Source organism: Marinagarivorans cellulosilyticus (assembly GCF_021655555.1).
Classification (GTDB): domain Bacteria; phylum Pseudomonadota; class Gammaproteobacteria; order Pseudomonadales; family Cellvibrionaceae; genus Marinagarivorans; species Marinagarivorans cellulosilyticus.
In genome coordinates this window covers 2929381-2945136 of sequence record NZ_AP023086.1, presented here as the reverse complement: position 1 = coordinate 2945136, position 15756 = coordinate 2929381, and the positions used below count along the sequence as shown (strand labels likewise).

Annotated in this window: 10 protein-coding genes; all 10 read right to left on the bottom strand. The window is 46.5% G+C overall.

Annotated elements, in window-relative coordinates:
* Window positions 1-236: 236 nt before the first annotated feature.
* Window positions 237-509 (bottom strand): IS200/IS605 family transposase, encoded by a 273-nt coding sequence (tnpA, locus tag MARGE09_RS11785; RefSeq protein ID WP_420828067.1) that lies wholly within the window; start codon window positions 507-509, stop codon window positions 237-239.
* 264 nt (window positions 510-773) lie between these two features.
* On the bottom strand, window positions 774-2294 hold the full coding sequence (locus MARGE09_RS11780; protein ID WP_236982135.1) for an XrtA system polysaccharide chain length determinant: 1521 nt from the start codon (window positions 2292-2294) through the stop codon (window positions 774-776).
* Window positions 2295-2330: 36 nt separating this feature from the next.
* Complete coding sequence (locus MARGE09_RS11775; protein ID WP_236982134.1) at window positions 2331-3065, bottom strand: CpsD/CapB family tyrosine-protein kinase; 735 nt, start codon at window positions 3063-3065, stop codon at window positions 2331-2333.
* Between the two features lie 21 nt (window positions 3066-3086).
* Window positions 3087-3692: an XrtA/PEP-CTERM system exopolysaccharide export protein gene (locus MARGE09_RS11770; protein ID WP_236982132.1), complete on the bottom strand. Its 606-nt coding sequence runs from the start codon at window positions 3690-3692 to the stop codon at window positions 3087-3089.
* A gap of 19 nt (window positions 3693-3711) precedes the next feature.
* Window positions 3712-4395, bottom strand: coding sequence for a ribulose-phosphate 3-epimerase (gene rpe / locus MARGE09_RS11765; RefSeq protein WP_236982129.1), 684 nt, complete (start codon window positions 4393-4395; stop codon window positions 3712-3714).
* Between the two features lie 113 nt (window positions 4396-4508).
* The gene (locus MARGE09_RS11760) at window positions 4509-5852 is read right to left on the bottom strand and encodes a DUF1552 domain-containing protein (protein ID WP_236982127.1); all 1344 of its coding nucleotides are present in this window, start codon (window positions 5850-5852) and stop codon (window positions 4509-4511) included.
* Window positions 5853-5859: 7 nt separating this feature from the next.
* The gene (locus tag MARGE09_RS11755) at window positions 5860-10572 is read right to left on the bottom strand and encodes a DUF1588 domain-containing protein (protein ID WP_236982125.1); all 4713 of its coding nucleotides are present in this window, start codon (window positions 10570-10572) and stop codon (window positions 5860-5862) included.
* A gap of 721 nt (window positions 10573-11293) precedes the next feature.
* Window positions 11294-13684, bottom strand: coding sequence for a heavy metal translocating P-type ATPase (locus MARGE09_RS11750; RefSeq protein WP_236982123.1), 2391 nt, complete (start codon window positions 13682-13684; stop codon window positions 11294-11296).
* Entirely contained in the window at window positions 13684-14220 is a 537-nt protein-coding gene (locus tag MARGE09_RS11745; protein ID WP_236982121.1) for a FixH family protein, read from the bottom strand. Before MARGE09_RS11745 ends, MARGE09_RS11750 begins: the two co-directional genes overlap by 1 nt.
* A 2-nt stretch (window positions 14221-14222) precedes the next feature.
* The gene (ccoG, locus tag MARGE09_RS11740; RefSeq protein ID WP_236982119.1) at window positions 14223-15656 is read right to left on the bottom strand and encodes a cytochrome c oxidase accessory protein CcoG; all 1434 of its coding nucleotides are present in this window, start codon (window positions 15654-15656) and stop codon (window positions 14223-14225) included.
* Window positions 15657-15756: the final 100 nt, after the last annotated feature.

The window sequence follows — 15756 nt, the reverse complement described above, 5'->3', positions numbered from 1 at the left end:
TATTTAGACAAAGACCAAGGATAAATGGATATAGTTTATAGAGTCAGACCGAATTAGCCACTCCGCTCAGAAATGTACCAGTTAGCTGACCTCTCGCAAAGCGGGAGGTTTAGAGAGTGACGCCCCAAAAGAGCTTAACTAGACGCTCAGGGCGAAAATCACTCTATTTTAGATTCAACTGATCGCGACAAATCTTATTAACTTCTTGATTGCAATATACCCTTTAAATCATTTCTTCATCTAAACCAATAGGTAGAAACATAATAGCCTTTGCGCCAAAATGCTTCGCCATTAAAACTCCTTTTCCGGCCCTTGAATTTTCGAGCGATTGATATTGCACTCTTCCCTTTTATAAAACCAACCACATTAGATACCGCCAATTTAGGCGGAAAACTCAAGCACACACGGACATGACCTGACATCAGGTGCCAGCCCTCAACCACGACACCTTTCTGCCGAGCCAGATCTTGAAACACTTCACCTAAGTGCTTTCGAATAACATCAAACATCAACTTTCGCCATTTTTAGGAATAAACACAACGTGGTACTTACCAATCCCAAACACGTATGGCACAAGCTTTTATAGCCTCGCATAGGTTCCTCCCTTGTCTTTCGATCAAGACTTGAGAGTACCTTTACCGCGGCATACAACCTCTGCAAAGCAGGGGTTTACCAAACTTTATAATAGCTTCACAGCTGAGCAACTCCAGCCTAAAAATATTTAGGCCCCAAGACAGGGCTCAATCGACATAAAGGGGCGTGTCAATTATTTTCTAGTCCACTACCTGCCCAATAATTTGAATATATGCAAGATAACCGTAAAAACCCATCAAGCAAACCACCCACAGACCAAGCAAGATCATATCCTTACGCATCAAACGCACTCCCAAAGGGGTGCTTTGATAAGGAATAGAAGCTAGCAAGCCAACACCTTCCGGCAAAATAGAACGCAGCTGCGAGGACGACCTAATCCTAGGGTCCAAGAACACATAAACAAACACCAACCCTAAAGGAAACCCAGCCGCCAATATAGGTGCCAGCAAAAAGATGACAATTGGATTCAACCCAGATGGAGATAAAGGATAATTAGGGGATTCAATTAACTTGTAATTTTCCCCTTGCCCTTCATTATTCAACGCCACTGTTAATTTTGCGTTTTCCTTCCTTTCAAGCATTTCCTCGTATACGCTTTTGGTAACATCGTAATCTCTTGTTAGATCCAACAATTCTGCTTGCCTGTCCGCAACTTGCCCCGCAAGGCGGTACTCATCCTCTAACTGGCTTTCTAGCGCAGCCAATCGGCGACGCTGAGTTAACACCTGAACCTCAGCCGAAGAGGCCTGCTTTCGAAGCTCTTCATACAGAGGCAATTCCGAAGCCTGTCCTGCAGACTGCAAACCTGCCGCTTCCAAATTAACCCTCAATGCCTCATCTAATTCTGCCAATTGACGCTTTAATGCCATAACATCAGGGTAAGAATCCTGATACGACAACCTTAGGCGGTCCAGTTCATCCTGCAAACTTTTACGGCGCTCCTCCAAGGCGATACTTCTAGAGCGTACTTCAAGATACTGGCCTTCGGTCTTTAATTGTCTGCGCGTTGTTCTTATCGTTTCTTCCGTCTCTTCGATTTCAACCTGTAAATCTTTAATTTCTGCAGTAAGTGAATTAACACGTTTGCGAACATCGCTTTCGGAGGCATCCACACTTTGAGCTTTAAATGCTTTCAGCTTTTGCTCTGCAGACTCGAGCTGCTTTTTATACTCAACGACTTGAGCATTAATAAAGTTATAAGCTTCGAAACTATCCTTTTGCTTTTCTGCAACGCGATCCTCCAAAAAGACTTCAACAATTGCAGTTAAAGATTCATAGGCCCCCGTTGGGCTCGCCGAACCAAAAGAAACAACCGTGTGAGGTCTTCGGCGCGAAACGACAATACCCAAATTGGCACGTAACTGCTTTACTTCATTCTCTAATCTTTGCGGGCTATAACCTGCAGCCTCAGGATATATTCTTAACAAAGCAGCTTCCAATACGCGCTTCGAGCTAATGACATCTCCGACCTTTTCAGTTACATCCAAATCAGTAACTTCAGCAGCGCCCCTCAGTAGTGGCTCAATAACATTAGTCACATCAACAGCAATAACTGACGTTGAGACATATCTCTGAGGCCACTTAGAACCAACAAATAATACAGCCAACAAAATAATGGTAAATAAAACGGCCACACCAAAGCGAAAGCGAATAAGCTCTCTTTTTGCCGCCACAATAAGATCTAAATAATATTGAAACATACCTAAAGAGTACTCCCACTCACTGCAACAACTCGGCTAGCGCTCATTAAATACAACACCAGCTAGATTTTCCTTACCTATTCGCTCTATATGGGCATTTAAAACACTTTCTGTTATTTGGCCCGACGGCACAACAAGCAAGACAAAATCACACAATTCAGAAAGTATTTGAACCTCCGCTTCATAATTAGAAACAGAAGGCGCATCAATAATCACATAACGATCGGAATAACGCGCCTTTAGCTCCGACACAAGCTGTCGCATACGCCCAGAGGCGAGTTTTTCCGTACCACCGTCTTTATTGTTGCCCACGGGGATAGCTCTCATTCTCTTCACCCCCGTCCCGTAAACAATATCCTCACAGCTTACCGATGTATCATCCAAATAATCCGTCAAGCCGACGTCTGCCCCCCCAGGCATATACTGGCCAACAGAAGGAGCATATAAATTACAATCAACCAACACAGACGACTTCGTTTTATCCAAAGCAATAGCGGCCGCAAGGTTTACCGCCACATGAGAGCCACCACCAGGCTCAGCGGAAACAACAAGGCAAGCAAAGTTACCTTCTTCTTTAATAGCCATTAGACGCGTGCGCAGATCGCGAAAAGCTTTTAAAGCTGAGGGCGCTCCCGCTCCAGAATGAATCAACTTAAGATCAGTCAACTCTTGCGCACTAAAAGCCTTGACCTCGGTCATTTGAGATACAGACGATTGCCCTTCACCAGCTATCGCTGCCTTTTGAAACTCAGATTGTATTGGCTTGCTCAAAGCACTCAAACTCCAGTTAACTTAGAATATTCGTTCCGGCACTGTAATAATATCGGCAGGATGAAGCTCATAATTAGTATCTAAGCGCCCCTTTTCTAACATATCACTCAAATAAATTGGGAATACTTCAACTTTATCGCCATATTTACGATAGAGTTTAGCATTGTTTCCGCTCGCAAATTCGGTAAGCCCCCCAGCCAACAAAACCATATCCAGCACTGTCATTCCCTGCTGATGCATAACGCTTAAAGGACTTCCAACAGCTCCTGTCACGCGAACTCTGCGCAAGAAATTAGCGCTAGCTGGATTTCTTACTATCACGGTTACCTGCGGATTGCGTACATAAGCACCGAACTCGTTCGTTAATTCCTTCGACAAATCTTTCGTAGATTTACCAATCGCAACCACGTCACCAACAAGAGGCACGGATACCTTGCCGTCAGGACGAACAGGCACATCAACAGAGAGCTCTGGAGATTTCCACACCTGTACCGAAATTTCGTCGCCAACCCCCATTTGATAATCAGCTCCTGTATTAGTTATAGGAGCAGGCACGATACTTGGTTCGGGGGTAGTAGAGCACCCCGCCAGTAACGACAATAAAAACAACGCCATTAAATGTTTCATATACTTAAACACCAGTTAGTTATTTTGAACATAGCTTAGCTAAAGACGCTTTCATCTGCCCTATTGTCTCCTGATAATCAGCAGCACCGAATATGGCAGAGCCAGCAACAAAAGTATCCGCTCCAGCTTCAGCTATCGCTTGAATATTACTTAACTTTACGCCGCCATCCACCTCTAAACGAGTTTCCAAGCCGCTAGCATCGATCAAGCCCCGAGCAGCTCTAATTTTATCCAGTGTGTACGGAATAAATGATTGCCCGCCGAAGCCAGGGTTAACAGACATCAGCAATAACATATCTAGCTTATGCAATACTTGCTCCACCATGCTAAGAGGCGAACCTGGGTTAAGCACCAAACCACATTTAAGACCGGCTGCACGAATTAACTCTAAAGAACGATCAACATGCTTAGAGGCTTCTGGGTGGAAGGTAATGTAACTTGCGCCAGCATCAATGAATTGCTCAATAAGTGCATCAACAGGCTCAACCATAAGATGAACATCAATTGGCGCCGTTATGCCGTATTTGCGCAATGCGGCGCAAATGGCTGGACCAAAAGTTAAATTGGGCACGTAATGGTTATCCATCACATCAAAATGGATAATATCAGCGCCAGCATCGACAACAGCCTGAACATCGTCACCAAGACGGGCAAGGTCAGCAGAAAGGATTGACGGGGCAATTAAGAATTTTTGGGCGGGCATCACTCATAGCTCTATTAAGATATTCAGCACGCATTGTACTGAAAATCACAAACGAAGCCAGCAAGTGATGAGTTTAGATTAGAGTCTCTCGATTTAAATTTATACACCCCACCCTACAGCACATCACCACGATTTTGCGAAGGCAAACCAAATTCACTTAAGTTCAAGCCCGCCAAGTTGCCTATGTCACGAAATAAATCCGCATTGGTACGACTACTCGCCGTAGTACTCCACCGCAACTGGGGCTGCAGGGCGCCATTGGCATCTTCACGCAGCAAGGCTCTCGCCTCGGTTTTACCCAGCCTTTCTGGCTTTATGACACGCCCTACATTTAAATGGTTACCGCCACCGACCATCAAATGCCCTTTATTAATGAGGTTGTGCTTACCATCACCCACCTCTCCAGTCATCACTATTAATGTGTTATCCAGCAAGCTGCTGCCATCAAAGTCTGTGATCTGATCCAGCGCATTCGCGAAATTTACGATCGATTGTGAAAATTCTCGACGCGTATCCCACCAAGTATCCGTCACCGCATGCGCGTGGGTGTGATGAAAGTCTGTAATACTGTGGATATCGCCAATACCAACAACCCCAGTGGTTGTCAGGCCGTTGGCGAATGCGACTTTCATCATATCAAGGTAATGGTCTAGGTCCTCTAGCCTGCTTTGCCCCTTAACCGGCATTGCACTTAAACGCTCTGAACCGCTATAGCCTGCCGCTGTTTCGTTTTTACTTTCCAAGTGCTCTACGGCTAATAGGTAGCGCTCAAGTTTATCTTTTTCGGCCAGCGGGACTGAATCTAACTGTCGCTGCGCAGGCGCCCGTACAAACTGAAAAACTTTCGACAGCATTTCAGCCTCTTGGCTTTGTACGCTCTCACCGCTTAACTCAGCATCGGTTAAGTTTTTAAATAGGCTGTCGTAAGCAGAAATGGCCGTTGTGTAAAACGGCAAGATTGTCGAGTTGTGATCAAAGCTGAGCGGATGGTATTGCACACCCCAAGAACGGTACCCGGCCGAAAAACGGTACGCTGGCAAGCCGCTTTTTTGTTCCAGCAAATAATCGATAGACGGGGTCACCGATAAGGGCATATGGCCATCAAACGCTGAGCTCGTCACACCATAAGGCACTCCACCGGTTAAAATATCGGCGTAGGACAGGTCATGATTATTGCCCCACTCACCAAGCCCCATGAGGCCATCAACAACGGTACACTGACTTTTAATACTATTAAAAGGGTCTAAGCCGTCTGGAAAGGCAAAATCTTCACCCTCGACCGTCATCGGGCGATTACTCGTCCCCCAACCATGCTGCAAAGCAACAAACAGTACCCTTAGCGGCGCCTCTGAAGTAGCCGCCAAGAGCTGATTGACTTTGGTCATAGGTAACAAACCCACAACACCCAAGCCTTTAATTAAATTGCGGCGGCTAACTGTCTTTTGTGTCTTGTTCATAAATCACCTATTGACCTTGCTTGCGCTTGCCGAAACTTTCGAGCTGAATCAATGTATTTAACAGCGCGCTTACGCTGCCGTCACCTTCACCCAAGTGGTGCTGGTATTTTTCCAGCTCACAGGCGTTGCGCTCGAGATCTTGCCCTAAAAAGTTTTCCAGGAAGCGGCGCGACACACACCCGCTCATTTGCGGTGACGCCATTAAGGCTTCGGAATATTCCGCACTGGTGCTGTACATCAAGACATGCTCGCCCACATTATCGAGCACGCCCGATGCGTCAATTGCAACAACGTCTTTTTCAACCGTGCGATAACGGCCAATAGAATCGAAGTTTTCAAATCCAAAGCCTGCTGGATCGATGACTTGGTGGCAGCTGATACACGCCGCCTGGGCGCTGTGTGTCATTTGCAGTAAGTTGCGCTCTGAGGTTAATAGCACATCAATGCCATCGGGTACGGGAACAGGCATAACATCATCAGGCGGATCGGGTAATTCCTGACACAGTAATTGCTCTAAGGCAAAGACGCCACGCTTCACAATACCGGATTTTGCCAATGTTGAGTGCACGGACAAAAAGGCTGGGTGATTCAATACCCCGCTACGCTCAGTCGCATCCAATGTGGTTTTTGCTAGCGCGGCATGCTCAACATCGGCATTAAAGAGGTAGTCGATATTGCTGTTAAGGTAATAGTCACTCCCCCCAAAGACACCCACCACGCTAGCACCACTGGCAATGTTATCAATTAACATTTGCTCGGCACTGGCTAAAACATCTGCCCTGACGGTTTCGGTAAAGTTAAAGCTGTCATCTTTAGGCCGTGAAAGCACCAAGTCTAATTTGAGGTAATCTTTGTACACTTCCATCATGGCCGCACTGGCGCGATCATCATCAAGCAACCGCGTGACTTGCTGCTGCAGTTCTTGCACAGTCAGTGGTGAGGCTTTATCGGCCAATGCCAACAAGGTATCGTCCGGCGTAGTATTTAATACCGCGTAAGATAATATGCTGACAATTTCGTAGTTCGTGAGTGCTTGCGCATTATTTTCAAGCACCCCAATCTCGCTGCGAAACAGGAAGTTGGCACTCATAAATAATGCATTAATGGCAAACTCTAATTGGCTTTCGTTGTCGGCAATATCTGCCAGTGCCGCGGTGAACTCTGTGACCTCGGCAGTCGACAACGGCCGGCGCCACAAGCGCTTACCGTAAATTTGAACAACATCCAACACGCAGGCATCGTTCGCCGCTTGCGCACACGCCAGCACAGTAGGCTCAGAGGCTAGCGCGGTACTTACCACAGCCTTCGATGTCTCGAGCAAGCGCTCCATATTAAGGTTGTTAACATTTAAGCGGTCGGCGGTGTTATTCATGCCAATCAGCTTAGCGCCATCTTCCATATCAGGCCAAATATCAGCAGCAAAACGATCGCCGAAAATATCGACGATTGAGTTTTTAATTTGCGTTTGCGATAAACGGCGCAGCTTGGGCTCTAATAGCTCATCCTGCAGTTCACAACTCGCCATTTCAGAAAACTCTTTCACTACCGAAGACGCCGCTACAAGGCTGTCGCCGCGGTAAAACTCGACGTGTAAACGCTCAAGATCGTCTAACCCACTAGCGGCAATCGTGACATTGGCCGTACCGTCCACACAAGTCACCGATTCTTCGTGAATCTTGGCGTATTTCCCCTCGTCAGAATACGCATCCATCAAGCCCAAGCGCGCCTGAATCATGCCTTCGGTATGCGAGGAGGCCACAATGTAAACCTGCTTAGGCTCAAAATTGAGTGTTTTGGGGAGGCCCACCGCTGGCGTCTCGCAATCATAGCAGCCGCCTATTTTTAAGGTGTCGTTCTCGTAGGCAACGCGCAAGCGCGCAGGTGTTGGTGTCACCTCGCCTTCAACGGGGTTTGCCACAATACGGCGATAGCCATTCAATACACCTACACCACTATCTTCCGCTAAGCCTTGGCGACCAGACCAATGAATAAACACCATTTGCCCCGACAAATCATCACCATCAGTGACCAATAAGCCCACCTTGGCAAAATCGTGCTCGATACCATTAACAGAAAGGACATCCAAGGTTAAATCTAAGGCGCCGTCTTCAATCGGCATTGCTAGGGCGTTGAAAAAGATATTGCTAGCCCACAAATCAATACCTTCGCCATTAATGATGAACGTACCATCATCCATCTGAACAGCGAGCTCATCCGCCATCATCAAGGTTACTCCATCCTCCCTTGAAGTAACGCCCAAATAATCGGCAATAGGCGTCAGCTCCACTCGCGCGGGATCGCGTAAATGTAACTGAAGAGTCTCATCCACTTCACAGCTTAATCCGAGATTAACGCCTAACTCAGTAAATTCGACATCACTAACAGCGACCGTACCATCAGTAATCGGATCCGGCTCTTTCACGCCAAATGACTTAACCCACGCTACCAAGGTCTCGTAATGATCCCGCGTAAAAGGTGCTGATTGCGCAGCATTATCCAGCGGCATATCAGCATCTTCACCACCATAGAACTTAATGCGGCTTAACAAGAAAGAGTCTTCTGGCGATAGTGGGTCGATGTAACTTTCACCGTTGTTCGCCTGAGCTAAGCGCCAAGCCTCGTCAGAATCATAGTCCGACCAACTCCTGTGAAGCCCAAAGTGGCAACTCGTACAGAAAGCCTCGATGATTTCCAAAGCCGCTGCTGAATCAACGCTAGAACTAGACGATACCGAACTACTTGAAGACTCGACAGCAACGCTACTAGCTGCCAACGAGCTACTTTGTACGGCAACAGAAGAAGACATAACTTCTGAAGAACTAGAGCTAATTGCCAAAGCGCTACTAGAATCCGCAGAAGACGCAATACTGGATGACGCAAGCGAGGCCGAGCTACTAGAACTAACTTCGCTGGCCTCTGAACTGCTTGAAGCTACGGAGCTACTCTGTGTACTTGATGATTGTTCAGCCTCACTACTAACCGCCTCTTCGGCTAGAGTCAGCAGCCAAGCTTTGACTATTTCGTAATCGTCCACGCCAAACGTTGCTGCCTGATCACTTGTGCTAGGGGGCATATCGGAGTCTTCCCCAGCATAAAAGCTCATTCTTGTGAGTAATGGGGATGACAAAATATTTTCAGGCACAATCAAGGGGTTGCCGTCAAAAGTTTTAGCAGACAACCAAGCTGAGTCATCGTAAACAGACCACGCCATGTGCAAACCTAAATGGCAACTCGCACACTGAGCATCTAATACTTCCAACGCTGTAGGCGCAACCGATGAAGAAGACGCTTCTGACGAACTCGATGCCATACTCGAGGAGATACCATCAACGCTGGATGAGGAAAGTACGCTCGAAGATGACGAACTGCTCATAGTCTCAGCCATACTACTAGCGACACTGCTAACCCCCTGATCAGAAGAACTTGACACTGCACTGCTCTGGGAGCTTATTGCCAATGCACTACTTTGCACACTCGCCGAAGATTCACTCACTGTATTTACGGAGCTCGATTGCGCTAAAGAAGCCTCTGAACTTGAACTTACCTCACTTGAGACACTAGCAGCACTAGAGGAAGGCTCCGCCCCACTGCTCGCACTTGACTCCGTGGATAGCGTAAGTAACCAAGCTTTAATCGTATCGTAATCTTCCTGCGTAAAGGTTGCCGCCTGATCGCTGTTTTCAGGAGGCATGTTTGAGGCTTCCCCCTCATAAAAGCTTATTCTCGTAAGCAGTGGCGAGGCGAGAATATCGTCAGTAACAATTAGTTGGCTACCCAATAAGGTTGTAGCTTCTAGCCAAGCAGATTCATCATAATCAGACCATACCGAGTGCAAGCCCATATGGCAGCTTGCGCATTGCTGATCAATAATTTCGATTGCGGTTAATTCTGCAACCTCAGAGGATGCACTGGACGAAGCATCCACGGAAGAAGATGAAGACACTACCGGCAAACTACTGGACGATATTTCAGATACAGAAGAAGCCTCCGGAGCTGTAGAAGAGGCGACTAAGGATGAACTGCTCGACTCGCCAGCCTCACTGCTTGTGGCCACATCCGAGGAATTAGCTAAAGAGCTGGCAGCGACCGGTAAACTTGATGCAACTGCACTCGATACACTTGAGCTACTTACATCTGAAATACTACTAATAACAGAAGCGCTACTTACTGCGGCTGGCAAGCTACTCGAACTTTGAGCCACCGAACTGCTGCTAATAGGAACAAATTCCGCTGCAATATCAGTCACCCAAACGACAAGTTTTTCATAATCCTGAGTGGTGAATTCTTCTGTTAGAGAGAGATTTGAGTTGGATGCCGCATAAAAACGAACCCGCCTAAGGAATAATGAATCCCCGGGGTTAATAGGGTCGATAAGGTGCTCGCCACTTTCAGCCGTGGCAGCCAACCACTGTTGCTCGTCAAAGCTAGACCATTCATCATGTATATCGCTCATATGGCAATTAACACACTGCGCTTCAATAATGGCTTTTGGGCTTTTTTGAACAACGGCGGGCTCACTACTTACCGCTGGCGAGGAGCTACTGATTACAGCCGAGCTGCTAGAGCTCGCTACAAAAACATTACTGGACGAAGTTGCCGCCAACTGCGGGCCACCATTGGAAGGGGTTTCGCGCTCTACCTCACTACCACAGCTCGTCAGCAAAAATAATGATGCGAGAAACGCCGTAGGTTTGAAAATGCAGAAAGGGAACCTATACATATTTACTCCAATAACGCTGCGCAATCACCTAACCGCAAATACTCAACCGGTATCAACAGCTCAATGCACACCGCAAAATTCAAGGATGGTTCAATGTGGAAATTTTTAATCCGAATAACAACATGCTAAGCAAACAACTAAATTGAATTAAAAGCCTTCAGTGCAAACCTTAGCATAATGGGATTTTCAGCAATATATCTCTTGGTTTAGATCCCTGTATTTTGTGAGACAAACCATGCTAAAGAGCCAAACGGCAAGCCAACAAAATAACCTGTGCGCCAACTCGGCCTAACAAGCACTATTGTGGCGCAATTTTTCACAAAAAAAGTGTCGCCAGAAATAATATAAGCGCATCAAAATCATTCAGCCAAAAGGCGATAGAAGGGAGTTTTTAGCTGAATAGGTGTGATCGCGCGCAAGTTTAGCATCCACCCAACAAAGCTGAATACATTTTAACCAACCCCCAAATAGGCATCCACGACTTTTACACTCAAAGTGTGACCTGCGTTGCAGCCAAAAGCGCCCATAATGGATGCCTAACAGAAAAAAGGGTAGGAGCTTGGTTATCACCTACCGAGCCAAATCACAAAAACCTAGATAAGGTGATAAAGACACCAAAAAATAGGTGTTTAACTAAATCTGGCGGATAATGCATAAAACTATGTAGCCACAAAGTCCACGCAGCAATGGTATTGAATATTTGAAGCAATTGCAGGACTTGTTAGGACCTTAAGCGCAAAGCATTAATAACAACCACTAGCGAACTCAAAGACATTCCTATTGCTGCCAACCACGGAGGAATAAAGCCGCAGGCCGCAAGCGGCAAAGCACTCGCATTGTAAATAAGCGCCCAAGCTAAATTCTGCCAAATGATGCGCCTAGTTTTTAATGACAGGCCTAACGCCAACGGTATGGCACACAAATCATTAGCAAGCAAAATGGAGCTAGAGCGCAATTTTGCCAAATCACTAGCCCCTGCCATCGCTATTGAAATAGTTGCTGAAGCAAGTACAGGGACATCGTTAATTCCATCGCCGACCATCAACACTTTCGCCCCCCCCTCCTGCAGCTGCCGAACATAGGCTAGCTTTCCCGAAGGAGACTGCTCAGAAAGCGATTGATTAAACCCTAGCTTTAAACTTAAGGCTGCGACACTTTCAGCCCGATCGCCACTCAAACAATGAACATTGATACCTTGTGCCTGCAATAGCTTCACCGCCTCTACGGCCGAGTCTCTGACATTATCTGTTAAACACAGCCACGCTACTGGCTGCTCATTTTCAGATAACAAAATCCACAAACCCTCGTCAGGGTAAGGTGGTGAATTTGATGGGCAGGCAAATACTGGCTTACCTAGACGATATTCAGACTTATTTATAACTCCGGCAACACCTTGGCCAATGTAACTCTTAGCTTCAGCACATGGCATAAGCGGCAATATGCCATCAAATGCTTTTGCGATTGGGTGGGAGCTAACCTGTTGCAAGCTTGCGCACAAAGATAACACCTTCGACTCAGAAAGCCCTTCGGAAATAATTCGCGTTTCTTTTATTGAAAAACAACCTTGGGTTAGCGTGCCCGTCTTATCAAAAACTACATCCGTAATTTGGGGCAATGCCTCTATCACCTCACCAGACGTAACAAGCAATCCTAGCTCGCGCAAACGATTAGATGCCGATGCGGATGCCGCCGGAGTGGCCAAAGAGAGCGCACAAGGGCACGTAACGACTAAAACAGACAATGTTATCCAAAGCGCTTTATCCGGAGCCTGCCACAACCAATAGCTTCCAACTGCCATGGACACCAACAAGACAGCCAGCACAAAGTAGCTGGCAATTCGATCAGCATAAGCCACTAGCGAGGGCTTATGCTCCAACCCTTGTTCAACTAAGCGCTCTATTTCTGCAAGCCGCGTATCGGAACCCAGCGCCTGAACCTGGACAATTAAACCCGATTCAACGTTTTGACTGCCGGCAACAACGCTATCGCCCACCGCTTTAGCCCGTGGTAACGACTCCCCTGTTAACAGCGATTCATCGGCACTGCTGCTTCCCTCAAGAACAGGGCCATCACAAGGGAAAGTATTGCCAGAAGCAACCCACAAGCGCTCCCCGACCGACAATTCCGAAAGCGGGACAACCTCTTTACGCCCCGCGCTATCAACTCGAGTAGCTGTTACTGGCATTAAGCACTGAAAGCCCTGCCCCGATAAAAAATTGTTGTAACGAACGCGCTGCTCTAAATACCGCCCCAGCAATAGAAAAAAAATAAACATAGATACGGAGTCAAAATAGACCTCTCCGCTATGGGTCAGCGTCGCCCATACACTAGCGCTAAACGCTAGAATCAAGGCGAGGGAAACAGGGACATCCATAGTCAGGTGCTGCAGCTTAATAGAACGGAACGCAGCACTAAAAAATGGGAAACCACTGTAAAACAAAACTGGAGTAGCAAAAAGTAAACTAACGCACCGCAAAAAGAATTCCCATTGACCGGTAATCCCCTGCAACGCACCTGCATGCAAGGCAATTGCAACCATGCCCGCCTGCATCATCCCCAAGCCTGCAACACCTAAACGTAGCAACGCAGCACGCTGCCTTTGCTGCCAGCTGGTTTGGGCGTCATTGCCAATGCTCGGCGAAGCCTTAAATCCTATGCGGGCAAGCGCATAAAAAAGATCACTTACGTTTAATTCAGTAGCGTCAAAAGTAATGCGGCCTTGATGACTACTGGCGTTGACATTTACCTTAACAACACCCGATATCGTCAATAAATGTTTTTCAATAAGCCACACACATGCCGCGCAAGTAATCCCCTCAATATTGAGGCTTGCTATAAAGAATGATTCACTGCTGGAAGGGCGAACAAAGTCGGCTTTTACTTTAGGTAGGTCATAAACATGGAAGGCTTCTAGGGCCAACGCAGAAGTTTGCTCAGGGCGAACATTTTGCCCCTCTCTATAGCTGTAAAAATTTTCTAGCCCGCCATTAACAATGGCCATGGTAATGGCTTGGCAGCCCGCGCAACAAAATAGCCGAGGCTCACCCTGAATATTAGCCGTAAATTCAGGCACGCTCGGTTGCGCACAATGAAAACAAGGGTCTGTAGACATTAATGCGTCGTTGCAATTAATTCTTTGCTTGTGCGATTTGAAGCATCAACATTGGCTAAATTAACATCGCTCGGTATGCGCCAATGACTCTCAACGCCCTCGTGATTAACGGTACCTTGTAACGATATATACCAGCGCCCTCTTTCCATGCCATCTAAGTCTGCGCGATAACGATTAGGCGAAACTTGCTTTAAGGTTAACGAAAAGTCTTTGTTTGCATTCGCGGGGTGTGAAAAGTAAAGATCGAGGTTGTTGCTAGTTAACGGTTTTTCAGCGGTAAACCATAACTCGCCAACAGTCCAATCAAATGCAAGAACACCAGTAACACCGAGCTGAACAGCCAGCTCATGCTCCTCGAAACGGTGATTAATCATTCGGCCTTCTTTGTAATAGTTGTCCAGAACTCGATCATCCGCACCTTTAAAGGCTGTAGTCAGCATCACCGGTACAGAAACAACCAGTGTCAGCATCGGTGAAACCAACAACCAAAACCATAACTCTTTGTACCACGGCTTGGCCGATGACAAGGTATTCATATCTATCTCGCTTTAGGTGCCATAAAGACTGTTGACTCAGTTGCGACTAGCGCCGGATTATCTTCTGCAATAATACGAATAATTAAATCGTGTTTCTCTTTTTTAATTGCCGCCCGCGGCGCTGCTATGCGTATGGGCAAAGTAAACACCTCGCCTTCACTTATCGGCACCGCATGGTATTTTTTTAAACTATAAGGTAAATCACCTTCAAGCTCTATACGGTAGGTATGCGTTTGCCGATCCATATTATTAATATTAATGGTATAGACATTGTGCACTTCTTTACCTTGTATGCGGTACATTCGGGCGCTACGATCACGCAGTACATCAACCCCAAGCGGACTTCTGGTGTAAATTGTGTAGCTCAGTAGCGACATCATAACGAGCACTATCGCAAAATAACCAAAGAGCCTAGGCCTTAAAAACTGCGTTTTTCCTGTTTCTAGCTCATCTTCTGAGGTAAAGCGAATTAGCCCTTTGGGGTAATTCATTTTATCCATAATGGCATCACACGCATCTACGCATAAACCACAGTTAATGCACTCGTATTGCGCGCCATCACGAATATCAATATCAACAGGGCAAACCTGAACACACCAAGAGCAATCAACGCAGTCGCCCAAACCTTGGGCTTTGTAATCATCTTTAGGCTTCCTTGGCCCTCTTTTTTCACCTCTCGCTGCATCATATTGTACGTACAGGGTATCTTTATCGTACATCACCGCCTGAAAACGCGCGTAAGGGCACATATACTTACAGACTTGTTCACGCAGCCAACCAGCATTTAAATAGGTAAAAGCGGTAAATAGAAATGTCCAAAAAATAGCGGCTGCAGGGGTATCCCAAACAATTCCATCTAACGATATTGTTGGAATAAACCCCGCCAATAAATCGCGAATAGGATAAAAGTAACCAATAAAAGTTGCCCCAGTAACAAAGGCAATCAAAAACCAGAGGCTGTGTTTACCCCCTTTACGAACAAGCTTTTCAGCACTCCAAGGCTGTTTATCGAGCTTTATGCGTTTATTGCGATCACCCTCGCACAAATCCTCGACCCAAATAAACATCAATGTCCAAACCGTTTGGGGGCAGGTAAAGCCGCACCAAACGCGCCCCACAGTCACTGTCACAGTAAATAATGCAAAGGCTGCAATGATTAAAGTCCATGCTAATAGCATGAAGTCCTGAGGCCAAAATGTGACTAATAGAATATGAAATTTACGTTCAGAAAGGTCGAATAACATCGCAGGGCGACCATCGATGACCAACCAAGGCATCAATAAGAAACCAAGCAATAGTGGAATGCCGGTATACCGACGCAACCGCTGATAAAAGCCTTTAACCTTGCGGGTGTATATTTTGGCCTCAGATTCGTACAGATTTACATATCGAATTTCATTATTCGATGACGTGTTTTTTTCATCTGATTGAGACAACTAAAAGCACCTTTGGTAGACAAGACTATGGGCGAGGGCGAGAAGAAATGTATTAGCACTTCGCGTAGCTTTTATAAAAAAGGCGCGCTAAGCGCACCTT